Origin of the sequence: Methylobacterium sp. WL1 (assembly GCF_008000895.1) — a bacterium.
GTDB lineage: Bacteria > Pseudomonadota > Alphaproteobacteria > Rhizobiales > Beijerinckiaceae > Methylobacterium.
Window position 1 is genome coordinate 5,624,206 of sequence record NZ_CP042823.1, and the last position, 22,432, is coordinate 5,646,637.

The window sequence follows — 22,432 nt, forward strand, 5'->3', positions numbered from 1 at the left end:
CCTTTTACACTGTTCGGGGATCGATCACGCCGCCACGGCGAGGCGCACACCCAAGGCTTTCAGGACGCGCAGCAAGGTGTCCAGCGTCGGATTGCCATTGTCGCTGAAGGCTTTGTACAGCGCCTCGCGACTGATACCCGTCTCGCGGGCCAGCGCAGACATGCCGTGCGAGCGGGCAATCGTGTTCAACGCGCCCAGCAATTCCTCCGGAGTCCCGTCCTCGAGATAGGCATCGAGATAGGCTGCGATGTCGGCCGGGGTTCTCAGGACTTCGGCCGCATCCCAGGGCTTGGTCTCTATCGCCATTGTCAAACCTCCCGCGCCATAGTCTTGGCCCGTTCGATGTCCTGCGTCTGCGAGCCCTTGTCGCCACCGCACAGCAGGATCACGACGACATCACCGCGCAGAGTGTAATAAACTCGGTATCCCGGCCCGAAAGAGAACCGCAATTCGCTGACGCCATCGCCAACGGACTTGGCGTCGCCGAGGTTGCCCTGAGCGATACGGTCGATCCGCTTGGTGATCCGCGCCCGCGCCTGGACTTCCCGCAAAGCGTTCAGCCAAGCGATGAATTCGCCGGTGCGGCGCACTTGGAACATGTTAGGTCTCGTAACCCAGAAAGCGGCAAAATGTCAACTATAATTCACATTCCGCCTCCTAGGATGCGTTCGAGATCCACGCGATTCTAGCGACCGTTCGTCCTTCCTGTTGCGGCCCCCGTGTCGCCGGGGTGCCTGTGGGACATCAATGCAGCTTTACCCGTGATTCGGTACGGCGGGTGAGCGCCCGGGCCAGGGCGTCGAGCGCCGTTTTGACGCTGCCGTGCAGGGCACGCTCGTGCATCTTGTAGAGCGAGCGGTACATCATCCGGGCGAACAGCCCGGCGATCAGCATGTTCTTACCCCGGACGAAGCCCATCAGGCTGCCCACCGTCGAGTATTCGCCGAGCGAGACCAGCGAGCCGAAATCCTTGTACTTGAACGGCTTCAGGGGCTTGCCGTCGATGTTGGCCTGGATCTGGCCGATCAGGTGGCTGGCCTGCTGATGGGCCGCCTGCGCCCGGGGGGGCACCGGCGTGTCCGAACCGGCCTCGACCAGGTAGGCGCAGTCGCCCATCGCGAAGATGTCAGGGTCGCGGGTGGTCTGCAGGGTCGGGGCGACCACCAGCTGGTTGGTCCGGGTGGTCTCGAGCCCGCCGATGCCCTGCAGGAACGGCGGCGCCTTCACGCCGGCCGCCCAGACCACCAGCTCCGACGGGATGAAGGTGCCGTCGGCGAGCTGCACGCCGTCCGCGCGCACCTCGGTCACCCGCGCCTTCACGCGAACGTCCACCCCGATCTTGTGGAGGAGCTGCATCACCTCCACCGAAAGGCGCTGCGGCACCGCCGGCAGGATCCGTTCGGCCGCCTCGACCAGGGTGATCCGGATGTCCTTGCCTGGGTCGATCCGGTCGAGGCCGGTGGCGACCACGTGGCGGAAGGTCCGGTGCAACTCGGCGGCGAGTTCGGTGCCGGTGGCCCCGGCCCCGATCACCGTGACATGGAGCTGGCCGGGCCGGACGGGGCCGGCCTGGGTGTGGGCCCGCAGGGACGCGTTGACCAGGCGCTGGTGGAAGCGCACCGCCTGGTCCTGGGTGTCCAGCGCGATGGCGTGCTCGGCGACGCCCGGCGTCCCGAAATCGTTGGTGGTCGAGCCCACCGCCATCACCAGCGTGTCGTAGGGCACCGACCGCTCCGGCGTGACCTCGCGGCCCTCGGGATCGTGGCTCGCGGCGAGCCGGATCGTGCGCGCCTCCCGGTCGAGCCCGGTCATGCTGCCGATCCGGTATCGGAACCCGTGCTTGTGGGCGTGGTGCAGGTAATCGACCGCATGGTGGCCGATATCGAGGCTGCCGGCCGCGACCTCGTGGAGCAGTGGCTTCCAGATATGCGTGCGGGCGCGGTCGACCAGGGTGACGTGCGCACGCTTGCCGCGTCCCAGCTTGTCGCCGAGCTTCGTCACCAACTGGAGCCCGGCGGCCCCGCCGCCGACCACGACGACGCGATGCAGGCCGGACTCGTTCTCGTCGGGTACCATCGACACCCTTTCTCCCCACGGGTCGGGATTGACGCCCCGGCCGGATTAAACGCCTCGGAGGTCCGCTTGCCACATCTGCCGGCCGAGCGCACGCGTGACCAGAGCACGCGCGGGCGTCGCCGGTCAGGCGGCGGGGGCGCCGGGCTGGCGCAGGGGATGCGCCTCGACGACCGCCGGCAGGGCGAGGCAGGCCTCGGCGATCCGGGTGACCGTCGGGTAGGCGGCCGTGTCGATCCCGAAAATGCCGGTCCCGACCCAGAGGCTGACGAGGCACAGGTCGGCATGGCTCACCGCGTCGCCCTGGCAGAAGCGGCCGGTGCCAGGCTCGGTGGAGAGCCGGGTTTCGAGGGTCGTCAGGCCGGTCTCGAACGCGTTGCGCAGGAAGGCCAGCATCCGCTCCCGGGGCAGCCCGTACTCCTCCATCAGGAACGTGCGGACGCGGGGCACGTAAAGCGGGTGGGTGTCGCAGGCCACGACCTGGGCGAGGGAGCGTGCCCGGGCCCGCGCCCGCGGCTCGTCCGGCAGCAGGCGAACGCCGCCCCGCGTCTCCTCCAGGTAATCGAGGATCGCCAGGGACTGGGTCAGCGGCGGCCCGTCGCCGTCGAACAGGGCCGGCACCGCACCTTGCGGGTTGATCCTGCGGAACTCGGGCTTGTGCTGGTCGCCGGCATCGAGGTCGATGAAGGTCTCCTCGTAGGCGAGGCCCTTCAGCTTCAGGGCGATCCGGACCCGGAAGGCGGCGGCGGAGCGCCAGTTGCCGTACATGTGCATGGGATGGGTTCCGAAGCGCGGTGTCCTCGCCGCGCAAGACACGCGAAGACACCGCGATTCGTTGCCAACGGCAAGTCGCGACGACCGGGACGGGTCGACGCCGCGTCGTTACAGCACCGATCGCACGGCGCTAGACCCCCTCGGCGGCAGGGCTTCCGCTACGTACGCGGATCCTGCTGTCCACCGACCGATGCGAGCAGCGATGCGGCAGCCTTTCGCTTGCCTTTGCCTTTGCCCTTGACCTTGTGCGGATAAGGCAAGCTGTCGCGATAGGGCAGCGTGACGGGAATTTTTGACGTGTCGTCGGCGGCCACGTCGCGCGATCCCACCGGAGCGGGCCGCATCTCGTCGTGTCGTGGCAGCGCCGGACGCACGATGTCATGTCCGGCGACACACCACCTGGCCGCCGCCGCGGCGTGGATCCGGGCGGTGTGCAGGACCGGCACCGCGTTCGGCTTGTTGAAGGCCAGGTCGATCTCCGGCGAGGCGACGACGATTCCATCGACGTTCTGCGCTTCGAAGTCAGCGATGATCTGGTTGTAGGTTTCGAGTTCGAGCGCGGTGCACTCGCCGTTGTAGATCCGATTGCAGACTGAATAGTCTATGTTGACCCACAGTTTTTGGCTGGGGAGCACCACATCCACGCCGTGCGATCCGTCGATCAGAGCCCCGTAGTAGGATTGGCTCATCGTCACCGAGGTCCCGATGAAGCCGACTTTCTTAAGGGACATGCGCCGGATCTCCTCGACCAAGGCGTCCCGCCTGTGCAGCACAGGAACGCCAAGATGAATCGCTTCCCGTTCGAGAACGCAGTGAAGGGTGTCGCTGGTGATCATCAACCCATCGACGCCCTCCAGAAGAAGATAGGTGACCGCCTCCTCGACCTGATGCGCGATTGCGGGCCAGCCGTCTTGTGAGAGGAGATGAACGATCGTATCCGGATCGAGACTCCACGTGGAAAGATTTGCGGCGGAGCGATTGCGAGTCAGATCCAGAACTTCACGATTGACGAGATTGTGATGTCTGAGCGTCGAATGGCGGCTCAATCCACCAAGGATACCCAACTTTCGAGAGACGGAAATCATCTTGCGCTCCACGATTCCGCGTCATGACGATGTGTCCGCCATCCAGGAAATCTTCTGCCTGGATGCGCTGGAACATGTGCGGAGCATCGCCTGTTCTATGCTGAGTTTCGGGCCATGCCAATGATTTGCGAAAGAGCGCCTGGACGCGAAGAGAATCGATGTCCGCACCTGGACGCTGTCCGTACAGGCTCGATGAATCGGATTGCGGAACGGAAGCCTCGATTCGATTCGCGCGCAAACTCCTTCTCGAAGTGTCGTTGCGAAGCCGGGATGGGATCTCGGCTCCTGTGTCGGCGCGCGAAAGACTGTCTATCGTGTCAGCCCGCGACAAGCCGTAACGAACTATAACGCTCCGGCTTGACCACAGTGGTCTTGATGGAAGAAAAGTCAAAGGCTTTGTGGCCCTTATTTCATTTATTTATAATGATACAAAGATAAGTTGCATCGAAGGTGGCATGTTGCTTGTATAGGTGGTGCGGTGGCGAGACAGTTTTGAGTCTATTCCAGCGCATCAGTCTAAGACGTTCGTCATCGAAATCTGCGATCCCGGTGCCTCTCAAGATTCTGTGATTGAAGCTGTGCCCCTCACTTGGCTAGAATAGTTTCGTTCTAATCAGATCATCCCGTGACCTGGCGATCCTTGGTTGAGGTGCTGGGGTGCGCGCGATCCGTTTGCCGCGGGGGCGCCTGTCGAGGCGCACGCGACGAAACAGCCGGGTCGAGCGGCGCGAGCGGGCCTGCCATGCCGGGCGTGGTTTCCGCTCCAGGCGGGCTCGGCTGGAGCGGCAGCCCGAGGGGGGCGACAATTCCGGGCCGGCAGCCCATATCGGATGCCCATCCCGGAGAGCCCTCACGATGGCCGATCAGTCCGACTCACGCTGCTTCATCCCGTTGGGGATCGCGGTGCTCACCGTCTCGGATACCCGCCGGATCGCCGACGACCGCTCGGGCGACACGCTGAGCCAGCGCCTCACGGAGGCCGGGCACCGGCTCGCCGCCCGGGCCATCGTACCGGACGAGATCCCGGCGATCCGCGCGCAGGTGGAGGCTTGGCTGCGCGAGCCGGCGGTCGACGTGGTGATCACCACCGGCGGCACCGGTTTCACCGGGCGCGACGTGACCCCGGAGGCCCTGGAGCCGCTGTTCGAGAAGCGGATGGACGGTTTTTCCGCGGTGTTCCACCGGATCTCGTACGACAAGATCGGCACCTCGACCCTGCAATCCCGGGCCACCGCCGGAGTCGCGCAGGCGACCTACCTGTTCGTGCTGCCGGGCTCGCCCGGGGCCTGCCGGGACGCCTGGGACGGCATCCTGGCGCAGCAGCTCGATTACCGGCACCGCCCCTGCAACTTCGTCGAGATCATGCCGCGGCTCGACGAGCACCTGCGGCGGGGCGCCAGCATCACGGCGTGACCGCGTTGCCTTCCTTGCGGCGCAGGACCGAGTGCCTGCGGCCGTAGAAGAAGTAGACCACGAGCCCGATCCCCATCCAGATCACCAGGCGCAGCCAGGTGTCCAGGGGCAGCCCGGCCATCAGCAGCAGACAGAACAGGATGCCGAGGATCGGCACCACCGGCACGGCGGGGGCCCGGAACGGCCGCTTCATGTGCCGGTCGGTCCGCCGCAGGTAGATCACCGAGCCGCAGACCAGGATGAACGCGGCCAGCGTCCCGATGCTGACCATCTCGCCCAGGATGTTGATCGGGAACAGCGCCGCCACGAGGGCGACCACGGCTCCGATCAGCGCCTGGCTGCGATACGGGGTCTGGTAGGTCGGGTGGACGTGGGCGAACAGCTTCGGCAGCAGCCCGTCATTGGCCATGGTGAAGAAGATCCGGCTCTGACCGTAGAGCAGCACCAGGATCACCGTGGTCAGGCCGGTGAGCGCCCCGAGCTTGATCAGCAGGGCGAACCAGCCGATGCCGATCACGTCGACGCCCTTGGCGATCGGGTCTGGGACGTTCAACTCCTTGTAGGGCACCAGCCCGGTGAGGACCGCGGCCACCAGCACGTACAGGATCGTGCAGACGATCAGCGAGCCGAGGATGCCGATCGGCATGTCCTTCTGCGGCTTGCGCGCCTCCTGGGCGGCCGTGGACACCGCGTCGAAGCCGATGAAGGCGAAGAACACCACGCCCGCGCCGCGCAGGATGCCGCTGTAGCCGTACTCCCCGAAGGTACCCGCGTTGGGCGGGATCAGCGGGCTCCAGTGGGCGGTGTCGACATGGCCCCAGCCGAGCGCGATGAAGGCCACCACCACGGTGAGCTTCACGGCCACCATGATGTTGTTGAACCGCGCCGATTCCTTGGTGCCGCGCATCAGCAGGATCGTGATCAGCGCCACGATCGCCACCGCCGGCAGGTTGAACAGGGCGGTGCCGCCGCCGTCGATCGCCGTGCCAGGCGCGTGCGCGAACCGGGCCGGGATCACGAGGCCGACGTCCTTCAGGAGGCTCGTGACGTAGCCCGACCAGCCCACCGCCACCGTGGCCGCGCCCATGGCGTATTCGAGGATCAGGTCCCAGCCGATCAGCCAGGCGAAGAACTCGCCGAGCGTGGCGTAGGTGTAGGTGTAGCTCGATCCCGCCACCGGGATCAGCGCGGCCATCTCGGAGTAGCACAGGCCGACGAACGCGCAGGCGATGCCGCCGAGCACGAAGGACAGCATGATGCCCGGCCCGGCATATTGGGCCGCCGCCGTGCCGGTGAGCACGAAGATGCCGGCGCCGATGATCGCGCCGATGCCCATCGCGGTGATCGACAGCGCCCCGAGCGATTTCGAGAGCTGCTGCTCGCCCTCGCCGCTCTCCAGGATGTCGTCGACGGACTTCCGCCCCATCAGGCCCGAGGAGTCCATCTTCGCATCCCTCCCGGCGGCGCGAAGTGGATCCGGATGCGCCGGCAAACACTTATTCAGCAAGTTTTCTGCTGTCGCGCCAGGAGTTTTCCAAAACTTTCCGCCAATAACGATAAGTCGAGCTGCGACATTCTGTCGATCAGGGCCGGTCGATGCGGGCGATGAGCGGCCGGACCTTGAGGCGGGGTGCGAATGCCGCGCCGGCCCGCAGCGCCTCGCGCCGCACCACGTCGCCGGCCCGGGCCTGCCGGGCGCCCATGAGCGCGTCGAGCCGGCCGACGACCCGGCCGGTCCAACCCGAGGCGGGGCGGTGGAGGCGGCCGAGGCCGGTCTCCGGCCGGGCGGTGCCGATGAAGCGGTCGAGGGTGCGGATCCAGCCTTCGGCCGGAACGTCCCCGGCTTCCAGGCACAGCACCCAATCCCGTCGCGCCTGCGCGGCCCCGGCCCCATAGGGATCCCTGCCCCGGTGGAGCACCAGGGCTGCCCCGGTCGCGTCCGCGATGGCTTCCGCCGCGTCGCTCTCCCGGCCGGTCACGATCACGGCGTCGCCGACCAGACCGCCGGCCACGCCCGACACCAACACGCTGAGCGTGTCGGCGAGGCGATCGATCGCGTCCGGATCGGCCGGGTCGGCCAGGTAGGTCACCGCGGAGAGCATCTGCGCGCCCATAGACGATTCTGCGCGGCGGTAAACCGGGCGTCGTCGTCTCGCCCGGGCGCCGGGGCGTTTGCCTGAAATTAAGGCGTCGGCGTCGCGTTGTTCGCGCTATGTTCCACGTGAAACACGGGGCGGCGCGCATGGCTAAGATTCCGAACGGCTCGACACCCGTCGCACCGGTGCGACTGGGATCGAGCACGCTGCCCCCGGAGGCCCGACGCGGCCGCGGTGCCACGGCGAACCCGACAGGCCGGTACGAGACGGCGATGCGCGAGGTCTTCCGGGACCCCGATTGGGAGCCCGATGAACCCGCCACCCTGCGCACGCAGGTGACCCTGGAGCGGGCCACGCGGATCATCGCCCGCAATACCTCGCCGGACATCCCGTTCGATCGCTCGGTGAACCCGTATCGCGGCTGCGAGCACGGCTGCATCTACTGTTACGCGCGCCCGACCCATGCCTGGCTCGGCCTTTCGCCCGGCCTCGATTTCGAATCCCGGATCTTCGTCAAGCCCGATGCCGCCAAGCTGCTCGCGCGCGAGATCGCCGCGCCCGGCTATCAGCCGGAGACGATCGCGCTGGGGACCGCCACCGATCCCTACCAGCCGGTGGAGCGGGAGCACCGGATCACCCGGGCGGTGCTGGAGGTGCTGCAGTCCGCGCGCCACCCTGTCGGAATCACCACGAAGTCCGACCTCGTTCTGCGCGACCTCGATATCCTGGCCGAGATGGCGTCGGACAACCTCGTGCTCGTGGCGGTGTCGCTGCCGACGCTGGAGCCGCGCCTTGCCCGCCTGCTCGACCCCAGAGCGCCGCGGCCGGAGAAGCGGCTGGCCGCGATGCGGCGCCTGTCCGAGGCCGGCGTGCCCGTCATGGTCAACGTCTCGCCGATCATCCCGGGCCTGACCGACCACGAGATCGAGGCGATCCTCGCCAGAGCCCGCGATCATGGCGCCAGCCGCATCGGCCATGCCCTGCTGCGCCTGCCCGGTGAGGTCGCCGACCTCGTCTCCGACTGGTTCTCCGAGCATTACCCCGAGCGCCGGGCCCGGGCCTTCGCGCTGCTGGCGCAGGCCCGGGGGGGCCGCGAGAACGATCCCCGCTTCGGCCACAGATTCCGCGGGGAGGGGGCCTATGCCGAGATGATCGGCCGGCGGGTCCGTCTCGCGGGCGGGCGGTTCGGCTTCGCGTTCGGGCGCATGGCGCTGAACACGGCGGCGTTCCGCAAGCCCGGGGCGCAACTTGCCCTGTTCTGAAGCTCTCAGGCGCCGCGATCGCCGTACCGATGCGGGCGGCTCGAAACGGGGCCTTCGTTTATGACTTCGGCCTGCCGCTGGCTTCAAGCTTCGGAGAGCCGGATTCGGCCGACAGCCGCGTCATCGTCGGGCGTCGGTCGAGATGTATTTGAAAGTCGTGACGAACAATGATCCTGAACCAGGCACGCGGGCTGATGACGTGTGTCATGAAACCGAGATGAAAACGTCATGTTCTGGATCCAGAGAGGCTATTACGCCGTAAGATCTCTGGATTTGTTCCAGATCAAGATCGAAATTCGCCCGGCGCCGCATCAAAACCATGATGGAATCGACGCCGATGTCTCGTGGGCAACCCTTAACATTTGCCGGGTTCGAACTCACAACCCTCACGATCGGCAAGATCCTGTGCGCGACCTTGTTCTCATTGAGCGCCATGCTGATCGCCTCGGAGGTGTCCACCCTTCGCGAAGCCCAGGTGCAGGCGGATCGGAGCCACCGTGTGGTGGCTTTGACCGAGGCGAGCCGGACGCTTCTCAAGGATCTCCTGGCCATCCGCATGGAGCGGGGCCGCACGCTCCAGGCCCTGAAGGCCGCCGACCCCATTCCCGCGAAGGACGTGGCGCTGATCGCCACACAGCGCACCACCATCGCGGGCGGTCTCGAGCGGCTCGCGACGCTCGCCCGGGCGGTGGATGCGCCCTCGCTGGTGGCGAAGGTCGCGCCGCTGCAGCGGGCCTACGAGGCCACGCTCAAGCTGCGCCCGCAGGTCGATGCCGCCCTAGCGGTCCCGGCGGGGCAGCGACCCCCCGGCACGCTGCCCGCCATCGCGGAGGCCTCCCAGGCGCTGCTCGACGCGTTCCTGGCCACAAACGACGCGGTCGACGCTGCCATCCCCCGCGGCGACGCCACCCTCGCGCATTACCTCGACCTCAAGCGCGCGGCCTGGGCCTCGCGGGCCATGATCGGCGGCGTGGTCGTCCGGATCGAAGCTGCCGTCGCCGCCGGAACCTCGTGGACTCAGGGTGACATCGTCGCCGCGGCCGAGGAGCGCGGGCGGCTGGCTGCCGCCTGGGCCGACGTCGTGGCGGCCGCCGCCGACGAGACCTCGGATGTGGTCCGGGCCGCCTTCCGCAAGGCCAAGGCCGACAATTTCGAGGGTGAGGCCGAGGCGCGCCGCAAGGCCGCCACGGAGGCCCTCACACAGGGGCGGCCGACCGGGCTCTCCATCGACGCGCTGCGCATCCGCCACACCGCCGAGGTCAACACGATTTCCGACCTGGCGAGCGCGGCCCTCGACGCGCTGGTGGACCGAGCCCAGGCGTTGACCGACGAGGCGCGCGCCGCCCTGCTGCGGACCGCGCTGTTCCTGCTCGCCGCTCTCCTGCTGACCGGCGTCGGCACGCTGGTCGTGGTCCGACGCGTGCTGCTGCCGATCCGCAGGATGACCGATGCCATGCGGGCGCTGGCCGCGGGCGATGCATCCGTCATGGTCCCGGCTCGGAAGCACCAAGACGAGATCGGCGCCATGGCCGCCGCCGTGCAGGTGTTCAAGGACAACCTCATCCGGGCCCGCCAGCTCGAGGGCGAGGCGGACGAGGCTCGCCGCGCCGCCGAAGACCAGCGCCGCGCGGACATGTCCCGCATGGCCGAGACCTTCGAGGCGGCTGTCTCCGGCATCGTCACCCAGGTCTCGTCCGCCGCGACCGAACTGCAAGCCACGGCCTCCCAGATGACTGCGAGCGCGCAGGAGACCGCGAGCCAGTCCGGCGCGGTGGCGGCGGCGGCGGAGCAATCGGCCTCCAACGTCAGCACCGTGGCGAGTGCCGCCGAGCAACTCGGCAGCAGCGTCGCGGAGATCGGCCGCCATGTGCAGGGCTCGACCGTCCTGGCCCAGCGGGCGGTCGGCGAATCGGACCAGACCGCCACCCTCGTGTCCGAGCTGAGCGCCGCCGCCGCCCGGGTCGGCGACGTCGTGCAGCTGATCGCCTCGATTGCCGCGCAGACCAACCTGCTGGCGCTCAACGCCACGATCGAGGCGGCCCGTGCCGGTGCAACCGGACGCGGCTTCGCCGTCGTGGCGGCCGAGGTGAAGGAACTCGCCGGCCAGACCGCCAAGGCGACCGAGGAGATCGCCAGCCAGATCGGCCGGATCCAGGGCGTCACCGGCGAGGCGGTCAGGGCGATCGAGACGATCACCGGTCGGATCCGGGAGATTGACACGGTCGCGACGACGATCGCGGCGGCGGTGGAGCAGCAGGGCGCGGCGACCCGGGAGATCGTCCGCAACGTCACCCAGGCGACCGCGGGCACGCAGGAGGTCACGGGCAACATCGCCGGGGTGGCGCAGGCCGCCGAGCAGACCGGCGCCGCGGCCGAGCAGGTCCTGGCCTCCGCCACCGGGTTGTCGCGCCAGTCCGAGCAACTCGCGGCCGAGGTGGATCGCTTCCTGGCCAACGTCCGGGCCGCCTGAGCGCTGACGGGCCGCCGTCGCGACACGCCGAAGTCTTTGTCTCGGGCTTGGACACCGGTTGCGAGACCTGATCCGACCGGCGTGTTCAGCGCGGCGAAGTAAAGCGGACATTGATCCGCTGCGGTCGAGTCAAAGGTTCGTTTGTCGGTTCGCTGATTTACTTCGGCAGGAAGATAAATAGCCGCCGTCCTGCAGGATTTTTCATCATAAATTCATCGTTGACTGACGCAAGACTCAAGATAAATAAGCGAAAAGATTGCGAGATTGAGGATTTGAGATGCGTCTACCAAAAAACCTGTCCGATTGGGTGCTGGTCATGCTTGGACTGATCATAGTCTTGATCGGTCTGTTTTTGGCTGGCGGTGGTGCATACTTGGTATGGCTCGGCGGCAGCTGGTATTTCGCGGCCATGGGCGCCGCGATGCTCGTCTCCGGCGTTTTGGTTGCTCGACGTCGGCGTGCCGGGGCGCTGCTTTACGGCGGGGCGTTCATCCTGACCGGGATCTGGGCGGTCTGGGAGGTCGGGTTCGCGTTCTGGCCGCTGGTCTCGCGCCTGTTCGCCCTCGCCGTCCTCGCCTGCGTCGTCGCCCTGTTCGCACCGCTGCTCGATCGATCCGGCAGCGGCGTGTGGCGCCGGGCATCCCTGGGCCTCGCCACCGCGCTGGCGCTGGCCCTGGTGGCAGCCACGCTACGCGCCTTTCAGCCGGTGCCGATCATTACCGCGACCGAGATCCCGGACGTGCACCCGGCCACGCAGGCGGGGCCGCAGGTCGACTGGACGGCCTGGGGCAACACAAACGGCGGCACCCGCTTCGCCGGGCTGACGCAGATCGACGCCACCAACGTCGCCAAGCTGCGGCCGGCCTGGACCGTCCGCACCGGCGACATCGCCGTCAGCAACGGCTTCGGGGCGGAGGACCAGACCACGCCGCTCCAGATCGGCGACACCGTCTACGTCTGCACGCCGAACGACATCGTCGTCGCCCTCGACGCCGACACCGGCACGCAGCGCTGGCGCTACGACCCGAAGGCGAGTGCGCCGCAATGGCAGCGGTGCCGCGGGCTCGGCTATCACGACGCCGGCGCAGGCGAGGGTGGGAAGGTCTGCCCCCGCCGCCTGCTGCTCGCCACGATCGATGCGCGCCTGATCGCGCTGGACGCCGCCACCGGCCAGCCCTGTGCCGATTTCGGCACGGACGGCACGGTCGATCTCAAGGCCGACATGGGCGAGGTCAAATCCGGCTTCTACACGCAGACCGCCGCACCGCTGATCGCCGGCGACCTCGTGGTGGTCGGCGGCCGGGTCGCCGACAACATCGAGACCGGGGAGCCCGGCGGCGTGGTCCGCGCCTACGCTGTCGGCACCGGCGACCTGCGCTGGGCCTGGGATCCGGGCAACCCGGTGACCACGCGCCTCCCGCCTCCCGGTGAGACCTATACGCGGGGTACGCCGAACGTCTGGACCAGCATGGCCTACGACTCGGCCCTGGGCCTGATCTACGCGCCCACCGGCAACGCGACGCCCGACTTCTTCGGCGGCCACCGGACAGCCCAGGACGATGCCACCAACTCGTCGATCTTCGCCCTCGACGCGGCGACCGGGCGGCCGCGCTGGCACGTCCAGCTCGTGCACAAGGATCTGTGGGACTTCGACGTCCCGGCCCAGCCGGCCCTCTACGACCTGCCGGACGGGAAGGGTGGCACCGTGCCGGGGCTGATCGCGGCGACCAAGCACGGCCAGATCTTCCTGCTGAACCGCGAGACGGGCGCCCCGATCGCGCCGATCACCGAGCGGCCGGTCCCGCAGGGCAGCGTGCCCGGCGAGCGCTATGCGCCGACGCAGCCCCACTCGGACATGCCGTCGATCGGCGCCGAGACCCTGACGGAAGCCGACATGTGGGGGGCGACGCCCTTCGACCAGCTCCTGTGCCGGATCCAGTTCAAGGCCATGCGCCACGAGGGGACCTTCACCCCGCCGGGCTTCGACACCGCCCTCCAGATGCCGGGATCGCTCGGCGGCATGAACTGGGGCAGCACCGCCATCGACATGACGCGGGACTACCTGATCGTGAACGACATGCGGCTGGGCCTGTGGAACCGGCTGATCCCCAGGGAGCAGGTCGAGACCGGCAAGGCCGCCGGCACCGAGATGGGCCTGTCGTCCATGCGCGGCACGCCCTACGTCTCCCTCCGGAACCGCTTCGTGTCGGCGCTGAACATCCCGTGCCAGAAGCCGCCGTTCGGCACGCTGACGGCCATCGACCTGAAGGCCCGCCGCATCGCCTGGCAGGTCCCGCTCGGCACGGTGGAGGATACCGGGCCGCTGGGGATCAAGATGCACCTGCCGATCCCGATCGGCCTGCCCTCGCTCGGCGGTTCGCTGGTGACCGGCTCGGGCCTGATCTTCTTCGCCGGGACGCAGGATTATTACCTGCGGGCGTTCGAGGCCGGGACCGGCCGCGAGGTCTGGAAGGGCCGCCTGCCGGTGGGCAGCCAGGGCGCGCCGATGACCTACCGGTCCCCGAAGACGGGCCGCCAATACGTCGTGATCACGGCCGGCGGTGCCCGCCAATCGCCTGACCGCGGCGATTACGTGGTCGCCTACGCGCTGCCGGCCGAAGCCGGATCGAAGTGATCCGGTCCGCCCTGGGTCACGACGGGGTTTCCAAAGGGCTCAGTCCTTTGGCTGGGTTCGGGGGCGGAGCCCCCGAGGCCCGCAGGGTTCCACCCTGCACCCGCACAAGGTCTCGACCTTTTGAACCCTAGCCGAACCCGCGGGTGAAGCTGAGGCGGTGGTGCGGGCTTCGGCCCAACGCCGTCAGGCCGGCCCGGTGCAGGGCCGTGCCGTAGCCGACGTTGCGCTCCCAGCCGTAGCCCGGGTGGCGCTCGGCCAGCCGGCGCATCAGGTCGTCTCGGAAGACCTTGGCGACGATCGAGGCGGCAGCGATCTGCGGCACGAGGCCGTCGCCGCCGATGACGGCCCGGCCCGGCAGGCCCGGCAGGGCGTCCCGGCCATCGACCAGGACCGGCGCCGCGACCCCGAGGCGCGCCACCGCCCGCGCCATGGCGTCGAGGGTTGCGGCGCGGATGTTGATGCGGTCGATCAGGGCCCGGGAGCCCGCCGCCACGGCGACCCGGGCATGGGTCCGGATCAGCGGCGCCAGATGCGCGCGGACTGGTTCGGGCACGCGCTTGCTGTCGTCGAGGGCTGCCAGCAGGGCCGGTGGGATCGCCGCGGGGTCGAACCAGACCGCCGCCACCACCACGGGGCCGCACAGCGCGCCGCGCCCGACCTCGTCACAGCCGATCACCGCGGGGTAATCCGCGGCCCGGGCCGGATCGAACGGTGGGGTGAGGGCGGGTTGTGTTCGTTTCGCGGACGGCTGTTTCTGAACGGGCATGATGGCGCCGTCCTGCCATCTGGCGCCGCCGCCGTCACGGCTCAGGCGGCGTTCCGGGTGCTCCGCTCGCCGCCATGCGCCTCGATGATGTTGCCGAAGAACTGGTCGGCGCTGACGTCCCAGCCGCGGCGCAGCGCCTCCTGCCTGCACTCGGCCCGGGACAGGCGCAGCGCCGCGAGGGCCGCCGCACGCAGGTCCTGGTCCAGGATGCCGACCCGGGTCCCGCTCAGCACGTCGTTGGGGCCGGGCACCGGGAAGGCCGCGATCGGCAGGCCGCTGGCCATCGCTTCCAGCAGCACGATGCCGAACGTGTCGGTGAGGCTCGGGAACACGAAGGTGTCGCAGGCGGCGTAGACGGACGCGAGCGCTGCCCCGGTCCGGGTGCCGAGGAAGCGCGCCTCCGGGGCCAGGGCCTGCAGGCGCGCCCGGTCCGGCCCGTCCCCGACCACGACCTTCGTGCCGGGCAGGTCGAGGCTCAGGAAGGCCGCGAGGTTCTTCTCCACGGCAAGCCGGCCGACATACAGGAACAGTGGCCGGGGCAGGCCGGCGAGGTCCGCCGGCGGCGGCTCGCCGGGGGGCGGCCGGCCGGAACCGCTCGGTGTCGACCCCGCGGGTCCAGCGCATCAGCTGGGAGAAGCCTCTCGCCTCCAGTTCCGCCTGCAGAGAGACGGTGCTGACCATGGTCCCGCGGGCCGCCCCGTGGAAGCGGCGCAGATAAGCGTAGGACCACGCCTCCGGCACCGGGAGGCGGGCGGCGAGGTATTCCGGAAACCGGGTGTGATAGCTCGTGGTGAACGGCAGGTCGTTGGCCAGGCAGTGCCGCCGGGCCGCGAAGCCGATGGGTCCCTCGGTGGCGATGTGGACGTGGCTCGGGCGTTCGGCCGCCCAGCGCTCCGCCACCCGGTCCCGCCCGGCCAAGGCGAGGCGGATCTCCGGGTAGCCCGGCAGGGGCAGGGAGCGGAAATCGGCCACCGAGAGCAGGGCCGTCTCGAAGCCGTGCTCGGGCGCCCGGCGGACCATCTGCTCCAGGGAGCGGACCACGCCGTTGACCTGCGGATGCCAGGCGTCGCTGGCGATGAGGAGCTTCACGCGTGGGGTCCTCACGCCACCGCGCGCCGGCCGTCCACCGGCCGCGGCGCAGCTTCGGCCTCGCGGGCCCGCAGGATGCTGGGATAATGCAGCACCTCGATCCGGCCGTCGTAATGCTCGATCAGGCCGGTGCAGGATTCAACCCAGTCGCCGGTGTTCAGGTAGCGCAGGTCGCCAATCGCCCGGTCGGCGGCGTGGTGGATGTGCCCGCAGATCACCCCGTTCGCGCCCTGGCGGCGAGCCTCCTCGGCCAGGATGGTTTCGAACCGGCCAATGAAGCTAACGGCGTTCTTCACCCGCAGCTTCGCCCAGGCCGACAGCGACCAATAGGACAGGCCGGCCCGCCGCCGGATCCGGTTGATCACGGTGTTGAGAGTCAGCGCCAGGGTGTAGGCGCCGTCGCCCAGATGGGCGAGCCAGGGCGAGTGCCGCACCACCATGTCGAACTGGTCGCCGTGGATGACCAGGTAGCGCCGCCCGTCGGCCGCCTCGTGGATCGCGGTCTCGGCGATCTCGATGCCGCCGAAATTCGTGCCCACGTAGTCCCGCAGGAACTCGTCGTGGTTGCCCGGCAGGTAGACGATCCTGGTGCCCTTGCGGACCTTGCGCAGAAGCTTCTGGACGACGTCGTTGTGCGCCTGCGGCCAGTACCAGCCGGAGCGCAGCTGCCAGCCGTCCACGATGTCCCCGACCAGGTAGACCGTGTCGGCGTCGTAATCCCTCAGGAACGACAGAAGGAGGCCGGCCTGGCAGCCGCGCGTCCCGAGATGCAGGTCGGACAGGAACAGCGTCCGGACCCGGACCGGCATCTCCTCATCCTCGGCCACGTCACCCTCCCGGCGGTCGAACGGTGCCGGGATCCAGAGCGCGATCACGTCTCAGTTTGATGACGCGGGCTTGAATCGCTGTGGGGTGTCTTGGTGCGCCGCAACGGAAGTTCTCAAGTTCCGATAGCTGACGTTGCGATGCACAAAAAATTTTTTTACCGAGATCCCGAAGTTTTTCCGGTTTTGCTTCCCAGCTTCGCCGCCTCATAATACCAGGCGACCGGTGGCTCGGCGTGAGCCGGGCCGGACGCGTATAGGAAGGCGGCGAGGGCGGCCAGGGTGCCTTGAGACGAGGCGCCGTAGACCGGGACGGCATTTCGGAGGCGACCGGCGCGGGGGCGCGCCGCGACGCGAGCGGCAAGACGCCGCCTGCCGCTCCGCTGAGCCCTCCGATCCACGGATGACACGGATGGCGTTCGGGGGAGTTGCGGCCCGTACCGCGCCCGCCGGCACCGCGTGCAGGAAGCTCGAGAAGGCCGCCGAAGGCGCCGAGAACGTTTGAACAAACCAGCGCGGGTCCGCCCGCGCGCAACAGAGTTTTTGGAGGAAACACCATGGCCGCAACCCGGCGCCCCGGTCGCAACCATCTCTTCATCCCGGGCCCCACGAACATCCCGGATCGCGTCCTGCGCGCGATGCACGTGCCGTCCGAGGATCACCGCTCGCCGAGCTTTCCCGAGCTGGTGAAGCCGCTGCTGCAGGATTCCAAGATGGTGTTCGGCTCGACCGCCGGAACCGTCATCCTGTTCCCGTCCTCGGGCACCGGCATCTGGGAATCGGCGCTGTCCAATACCCTGTGCCGCGGCGACAAGGTGCTCACCTCCCGCTACGGCCAGTTCAGCCACCTCTGGGTCGACATGGCCCAGCGCCTCGGCCTCGACGTGATCGTCCAGGACGAGGACTGGGGCGCCGGCGCCGATCCGCAGAAGATCGGGGAGGCCCTGCGCGCCGACAAAGATCACGCCATCAAGGCCGTGATGGTGGTCCACAACGAGACCGCAACGGGCGTCACCAGCGATATCGGCGCGGTGCGCAAGGCGATCGACGCCGCCGGCCACCCGGCGCTGCTGTTCGTGGACGGCATTTCGTCGATCGGCTCGCTGCCGTTCAAGATGGACGAATGGGGCGTCGACTGCGCCATCGCGGGCTCGCAGAAGGGCTTCATGCTCCCGGCCGGCCTCGGCCTGATCTGCATCAGCCCGAAGGCGCTTAAGATCGCCGAGGGCGGCACCGGCCGGAACGACCGGCTCGGCCACGCCTACTTCGCCTGGAAGGACCAGCTGGCCGCCAACGCCACCGGCTACTTCCCCTACACCCCCGTCCTGCCGCTGCTCTACGGCCTGCGCGAGGCCCTGGCGATCGTGAAGGAGGAGGGGCTGGAGAACGTCTACCACCGCCATCACGTGCTCGCCGAGGCGACTCGTCAGGCGGTGGCGGCATGGGGCCTCAAGACCTGCGCCAAGGAGCCGAAGTGGAACTCCGACACGGTCACGGCGATCGTGGTCCCGGAGGGCGCCGACGCCGCCAAGGTGATCAGCCACGCCTACGAGCGCTACAACCTCTCGCTGGGTGCCGGCCTGTCGAAAGTCGCTGGCAAGGTGTTCCGTATCGGCCACCTGGGCGACCTGAACGAGCTGTCGCTGCTGGGTGCCATCGCGGGCGCCGAGATGGCCATGATCGATTGCGGCATCAAGGTCACGCCGGGCTCCGGCGTCGCCGCCGCCTCCAGCTACCTGCGCGAGAATCCGCTTCACAAGGCGTGATTGATGCACGCTGCCGGGGCGGGGCCGGGTTGCCGGCCCCGCCCCGGCGCGCAAGTAAGAACAAGAATCCCGAGGAAGTCGCCCGTTGCCCGAGAGGGGATCTATGACCAAGAAGATCGTGTTCCTGGACCGTGAGTCCCTCGACGCGACGGTCCGACCGTTCAACTTCCCGCACGATTACGTCGAGCACGAATCGACCTGGACGCCGGAGGACACGGTGTCCCGCCTCCAGGGCGCCGAGATCGCGCTGATCAACAAGGTCCCGATGCGGGCCGAGACCCTGAAGCAGCTCCCCGACCTGAAGCTCATCGCGGTGGCCGCCACCGGCACCGACGTGGTCGACAAGGCCCAGGCCAAGGCCCAGGGCATCACGGTCGTCAACATCCGCAACTACGCGTTCAACACTGTGCCCGAGCACGTAGTCGGGCTGATGTTCGCGCTCCGCCGGGCGATCGTGCCCTACGCCAACTCGGTTCGGCGCGGCGACTGGGCGAAGTCCACGCAGTTCTGCTACTTCGACTACCCGATCTACGACATCGCCGGTTCGACGCTCGGCATCGTCGGCTACGGAGCGCTCGGCAAGTCGATCGGCAAGCGCGCCGAGGCGCTGGGCATGAAGGTCCTGGCCTACGACGTGTTCCCGCAGGACGGCCTGGTCGATTTCGAGACGATCCTGACGCAGTCCGACGTGATCACGCTGCATGTTCCGCTCACCCCCGACACCAAGGGGATGATCGGCGCCGCCGAACTCAAGCGGATGAAGAAGAGCGCCATCCTGATCAACACCGCCCGGGGCGGTCTGGTGGACGAGGCCGCGCTGCTGGCCGCGCTGAAGGACGGCACCATCGCGGGCGCGGGCTTCGACGTGGTCGCGCAGGAGCCGCCGAAAGACGGCAACATCCTGTGCGAGGCTGACCTGCCGAACCTGATCGTGACCCCGCACGTCGCCTGGGCCAGCAAGGAGGCGATGCAGATCCTCGCCGATCAGCTCGTCGACAACGTCGAGGCGTTCGTCGCCGGCAAGCCGCAGAACGTGGTCGAGGCTTGAGACGCGGCGGCTGACGTCACGGCCCGTCATTCCGGGGCGCCGCAGGCGTGCCCGGGATCCAGATCCGCCGACGACGCTAGACCTCGCTCAACCTGCGGTTCTCGGTCCCGGGCTTTGCCGCGCGGCCCCGGGATGACAGGGCGAGTGCATTGAACACGTGATGCCCGCGAACCGGGCAGAGGAATGAAAACATGAAGAAGCTGCTGTTCCTGTTCGACACCGATGCGATGCCGAACGTGTTCGACACGGTGGTCGGCTACGACGGCGGTGCCGACCACATCACCGGCTACGGCGGCGTGACCCCGGAGAATGTCGGCGCCCTGGTCGACGGCACGATCTACACCCGCGGCGGCTCCGAGAAGAAGTCGACGGCGATCTTCGTCGGCGGCGGCAGCATGGCGGCCGGCGAGGAACTGTTCACCGCCGTCAAGAAGCGCTTCTTCGGCCCGTTCCGGGTCTCGTGCATGCTCGATTCGAACGGCTCCAACACCACGGCCGCCGCGGGCGTCGCCCTGGTGGCCAAGGCCGCCGGCTCGCTCCAGGGCAAGACGGCCGTCGTCCTGGCCGGCACCGGCCCGGTGGGCATGCGCTCCGCCGCGCTTCTGGCCGGCGAGGGCGCGGACGTGACCATCGCGGGCCGCGCGCTGGACAAGACCCAGGCCGCCGCCGAGCAGATCAACAAGCGCTTCAAGGTCAACGTGAAGGCCGCCGCGACCCCCGACGAGGCCTCGCGCATCGCGCTCGTGAAGGGCAAGAACCTCGTGTTCACCGCCGGCGCCATCGGCGTCGAGCTGCTGCCGGAGGCCGCCTGGGCGCAGGACTCGGCGATCGAGTTCGTGGCCGACTACAACGCGCAGCCCCCGACCGGCGTCGGCGGCATCGACGTGATGGACAAGGGCAAGGATCGCAACGGCAAGAAGGCGTTCGGCGCCCTCGGCATCGGCGGCCTGAAGCTCAAGCTGCACCGGGCCTGCGTGGGCCAGCTCTTCGAGAGCACCGAGCAGGTGCTCGATGCCGAGGAGATCTACGCGCTCGCCAAGAAGATGGCCTGACGAGAGGGACGCCCATGTCGGACACGCAGCAGGCGCCCGAGACGGCGACCATCCAGACCTTCCTGACGGAACTCGCGAGCGCCGCTCCGACCCCTGGTGGCGGCGGTGCGGCCGCGATCTCCGGCGCCATGGGGGCAGCCCTGGTGTCGATGGTCTGCAACCTGACCATCGGCAAGAAGAAGTATGTCGAGGTCGAGGCCGAACTGAAGGACGTGCTCGCCCGGTCCGAGGGCCTGCGGGTCGTCCTGACCGGCATGATCGGCGAGGACGTCCAGGCGTTCGATGCCGTCATGGGGGCCTACGGCCTGCCCAAGGGCACCGACGACGAGAAGGCGTCGCGCGCCGCGGCGATCCAGTCCGCGCTCCGCACGGCCACCGACGTGCCGCTCGCCTGCTGCCGGGCCTGCCGCGCGGTCATCGATCTCGCCGCGATCACCGCCGAGAAGGGCAATCTCAACGTCGTCTCGGACGCCGGCGTGGCGGTCCTGTCGGCCTATGCGGGCCTGCGCAGCGCGGCGCTCAACGTCTACGTCAACGCCAAGGGGCTCGAGGACCGGGAGTTCGCGGACGAGCGGCTCCGGGAACTCGAAGGCCTGCTCGGCGAGGCGGGAGCGCTGAGCGAGAAGGTCTACGAGGTGGTGAAGGCCAAGGTGAACTGAAACGCGCCGCATCCGCCGCCGCGGACGCAAGTGGTTCGACAGTCGAGGCCGGGTGCATCACGCGCCCGGCCTCGCTGTTTTTCTGCGATGCTGCATTGCAATAGTGGATGCGATTCCTACCGCATCCGCGAAAAAGCCGGCCTGAACCCGCGGCTCAAAAAATTTGACGGGCGTAATCTTCCCACTCAACTAAAGTAGACAGCGTCAAACGGCGGCAACGACCGCGGAGGAGGCGCCGAATGGACGTCCACGAGTACCAAGCCAAGGAGCTGCTCGCGAGCTTCGGTGTGGCGGTCCCGAAGGGCGCCATCGCGTTCAGCCCGGATCAAGCGGTCTATGCCGCCACCGAACTCGGCGGCTCGTTCTGGGCCGTGAAGGCCCAGATCCACGCCGGCGCACGCGGCAAGGCCGGCGGAATCAAGCTGTGCCGGACCTACAACGAGGTCCGCGACGCAGCCAAGGAGCTTCTGGGCAAGCGCCTCGTCACGCTCCAGACCGGACCCGAGGGCAAGCCTGTCCAGCGCGTCTACGTCGAGACCGCCGATCCGTTCGAGCGCGAACTCTACCTCGGCTACGTGCTGGACCGGAAGGCCGAGCGCGTACGCGTCATCGCCAGCCAGCGCGGCGGCATGGACATCGAGGAGATCGCCGCCAACGAGCCGGAGGCGCTGATCCAGGTCGTCGTCGAGCCGGCGGTGGGCCTGCAGCAATTTCAGGCCCGGGAGATCGCCTTCCAGCTCGGCCTGAACATCAAGCAGGTCTCGGCCGCGGTGAAGACCATCATGAACGCCTACCGGGCGTTCCGCGACTGCGACGGCACCATGCTCGAGATCAACCCGCTGGTCGTCACCAAGGACGACCGGGTGCTGGCCCTCGATGCCAAGATGTCCTTCGACGACAACGCGATGTTCCGCCGGCCGGGCATCGCCGACATGCACGACCCGTCGCAGGGCGATCCCCGCGAGGCGCAGGCCGCCGAGCACAACCTCAGCTATATCGGGCTGGAGGGTGAGATCGGTTGCATCGTCAACGGCGCCGGTCTCGCCATGGCGACCATGGACATGATCAAGCACGCGGGCGGTGAGCCGGCGAACTTCCTGGATGTCGGCGGCGGCGCCTCCCCGGAGCGGGTCGCCACGGCGTTCCGGCTGGTGCTCTCGGACCGCAACGTCAAGGCGATCCTGGTCAACATTTTCGCCGGCATCAACCGCTGCGACTGGGTCGCCGAGGGCGTCATCCAGGCCGCCCGGGAGGTCAAGATCGATGTACCGCTGGTGGTGCGGCTCGCCGGCACGAACGTCGAGGCGGGCAAGAAGATCCTGGCCGACAGCGGCCTCGACCTGATCACCGCCGACACCCTGTCGGACGCGGCCCGCAAGGCGGTCGACGCCTGCGACGCCGCCAAGAAGAACCGCTGAGG

18 protein-coding genes and 1 pseudogene are annotated in these 22,432 nt (G+C 68.4%); 9 read left to right on the forward strand and 10 right to left on the reverse strand.

Annotated elements, in window-relative coordinates; genetic code table 11:
* Positions 1–24 precede the first annotated feature (24 nt).
* The 5 genes from FVA80_RS27415 to FVA80_RS27435 form a co-directional block, all read right to left on the reverse strand.
* A complete protein-coding gene (locus tag FVA80_RS27415) occupies positions 25–306 on the reverse strand; it encodes an addiction module antidote protein (protein ID WP_147906338.1) in 282 nt (93 codons plus the stop codon).
* A gap of 2 nt (positions 307–308) precedes the next feature.
* Positions 309–599: a type II toxin-antitoxin system RelE/ParE family toxin gene (locus tag FVA80_RS27420; protein WP_147906339.1), complete on the reverse strand. Its 291-nt coding sequence runs from the start codon at positions 597–599 to the stop codon at positions 309–311.
* Between the two features lie 145 nt (positions 600–744).
* Positions 745–2,076 carry an NAD(P)/FAD-dependent oxidoreductase gene (locus tag FVA80_RS27425; protein WP_147906418.1) on the reverse strand — a complete coding sequence of 444 codons (1,332 nt, stop codon included), beginning with the start codon at positions 2,074–2,076 and terminating at the stop codon, positions 745–747.
* A 123-nt stretch (positions 2,077–2,199) separates the two neighbouring features.
* Positions 2,200–2,847, reverse strand: coding sequence for a maleylacetoacetate isomerase (gene maiA / locus FVA80_RS27430; RefSeq protein WP_147906340.1), 648 nt, complete (start codon positions 2,845–2,847; stop codon positions 2,200–2,202).
* A gap of 158 nt (positions 2,848–3,005) precedes the next feature.
* Positions 3,006–3,944 carry an aspartate/glutamate racemase family protein gene (locus FVA80_RS27435; RefSeq protein ID WP_147906341.1) on the reverse strand — a complete coding sequence of 313 codons (939 nt, stop codon included), beginning with the start codon at positions 3,942–3,944 and terminating at the stop codon, positions 3,006–3,008.
* A gap of 843 nt (positions 3,945–4,787) precedes the next feature.
* On the opposite strand from FVA80_RS27435, the gene moaB reads away from it, so the two are divergent.
* On the forward strand, positions 4,788–5,345 hold the full coding sequence (gene moaB / locus FVA80_RS27440; protein WP_147906342.1) for a molybdenum cofactor biosynthesis protein B: 558 nt from the start codon (positions 4,788–4,790) through the stop codon (positions 5,343–5,345).
* On the opposite strand, the gene FVA80_RS27445 is transcribed toward moaB, so the two are convergent.
* Together FVA80_RS27445 and FVA80_RS27450 are read right to left on the reverse strand one after the other, a co-directional pair.
* Positions 5,335–6,789, reverse strand: a complete 1,455-nt coding sequence (locus tag FVA80_RS27445; RefSeq protein ID WP_147906343.1) for an amino acid permease — start codon at positions 6,787–6,789, stop codon at positions 5,335–5,337. The two genes, moaB and FVA80_RS27445, sit on opposite strands and share 11 nt — an antisense overlap.
* Before the next feature lie 139 nt (positions 6,790–6,928).
* Positions 6,929–7,459: a hypothetical protein gene (locus tag FVA80_RS27450; RefSeq protein ID WP_147906344.1), complete on the reverse strand. Its 531-nt coding sequence runs from the start codon at positions 7,457–7,459 to the stop codon at positions 6,929–6,931.
* Positions 7,460–7,587: 128 nt separating this feature from the next.
* Between FVA80_RS27450 and FVA80_RS27455 the strand changes: the two genes are divergently transcribed.
* The 3 genes from FVA80_RS27455 to FVA80_RS27465 all read left to right on the forward strand — a co-directional run bounded on the left by FVA80_RS27455 (position 7,588) and on the right by FVA80_RS27465 (position 13,808).
* On the forward strand, positions 7,588–8,703 hold the full coding sequence (locus tag FVA80_RS27455) for a PA0069 family radical SAM protein (protein WP_147906345.1): 1,116 nt from the start codon (positions 7,588–7,590) through the stop codon (positions 8,701–8,703).
* Between the two features lie 337 nt (positions 8,704–9,040).
* Complete coding sequence (locus FVA80_RS27460) at positions 9,041–11,173, forward strand: methyl-accepting chemotaxis protein (RefSeq protein WP_147906346.1); 2,133 nt, start codon at positions 9,041–9,043, stop codon at positions 11,171–11,173.
* A 277-nt stretch (positions 11,174–11,450) separates the two neighbouring features.
* Positions 11,451–13,808, forward strand: a complete 2,358-nt coding sequence (locus tag FVA80_RS27465; RefSeq protein WP_147906347.1) for a membrane-bound PQQ-dependent dehydrogenase, glucose/quinate/shikimate family — start codon at positions 11,451–11,453, stop codon at positions 13,806–13,808.
* A 127-nt stretch (positions 13,809–13,935) separates the two neighbouring features.
* Here FVA80_RS27465 and FVA80_RS27470 read toward each other — a convergent pair whose 3' ends face one another.
* From FVA80_RS27470 to FVA80_RS27480, 3 genes and pseudogenes are all read right to left on the reverse strand, one after another.
* On the reverse strand, positions 13,936–14,574 hold the full coding sequence (locus FVA80_RS27470; protein WP_147906348.1) for a ribonuclease HII: 639 nt from the start codon (positions 14,572–14,574) through the stop codon (positions 13,936–13,938).
* A gap of 41 nt (positions 14,575–14,615) precedes the next feature.
* Positions 14,616–15,663, reverse strand: a pseudogene (locus FVA80_RS27475) (glycosyltransferase family 1 protein).
* A gap of 11 nt (positions 15,664–15,674) precedes the next feature.
* Positions 15,675–16,490 carry a UDP-2,3-diacylglucosamine diphosphatase gene (locus FVA80_RS27480; RefSeq protein ID WP_147906419.1) on the reverse strand — a complete coding sequence of 272 codons (816 nt, stop codon included), beginning with the start codon at positions 16,488–16,490 and terminating at the stop codon, positions 15,675–15,677.
* 554 nt (positions 16,491–17,044) lie between these two features.
* Here FVA80_RS27480 and FVA80_RS27485 point away from each other — a divergent pair.
* From FVA80_RS27485 to FVA80_RS27505, 5 genes are all read left to right on the forward strand, one after another.
* The gene (locus FVA80_RS27485; protein WP_147906350.1) at positions 17,045–18,253 is read left to right on the forward strand and encodes an aminotransferase class V-fold PLP-dependent enzyme; all 1,209 of its coding nucleotides are present in this window, start codon (positions 17,045–17,047) and stop codon (positions 18,251–18,253) included.
* Positions 18,254–18,356: 103 nt separating this feature from the next.
* Positions 18,357–19,301, forward strand: coding sequence for a D-2-hydroxyacid dehydrogenase (locus tag FVA80_RS27490; RefSeq protein ID WP_147906351.1), 945 nt, complete (start codon positions 18,357–18,359; stop codon positions 19,299–19,301).
* A gap of 191 nt (positions 19,302–19,492) precedes the next feature.
* Positions 19,493–20,353 (forward strand): NADP-dependent methylenetetrahydromethanopterin/methylenetetrahydrofolate dehydrogenase, encoded by an 861-nt coding sequence (locus FVA80_RS27495; RefSeq protein ID WP_147906352.1) that lies wholly within the window; start codon positions 19,493–19,495, stop codon positions 20,351–20,353.
* Between the two features lie 14 nt (positions 20,354–20,367).
* Positions 20,368–21,012: a methenyltetrahydrofolate cyclohydrolase gene (gene fchA, locus FVA80_RS27500; protein ID WP_147906353.1), complete on the forward strand. Its 645-nt coding sequence runs from the start codon at positions 20,368–20,370 to the stop codon at positions 21,010–21,012.
* Positions 21,013–21,251: 239 nt separating this feature from the next.
* A complete protein-coding gene (locus FVA80_RS27505; RefSeq protein WP_147856026.1) occupies positions 21,252–22,430 on the forward strand; it encodes a malate--CoA ligase subunit beta in 1,179 nt (392 codons plus the stop codon).
* Positions 22,431–22,432: the final 2 nt, after the last annotated feature.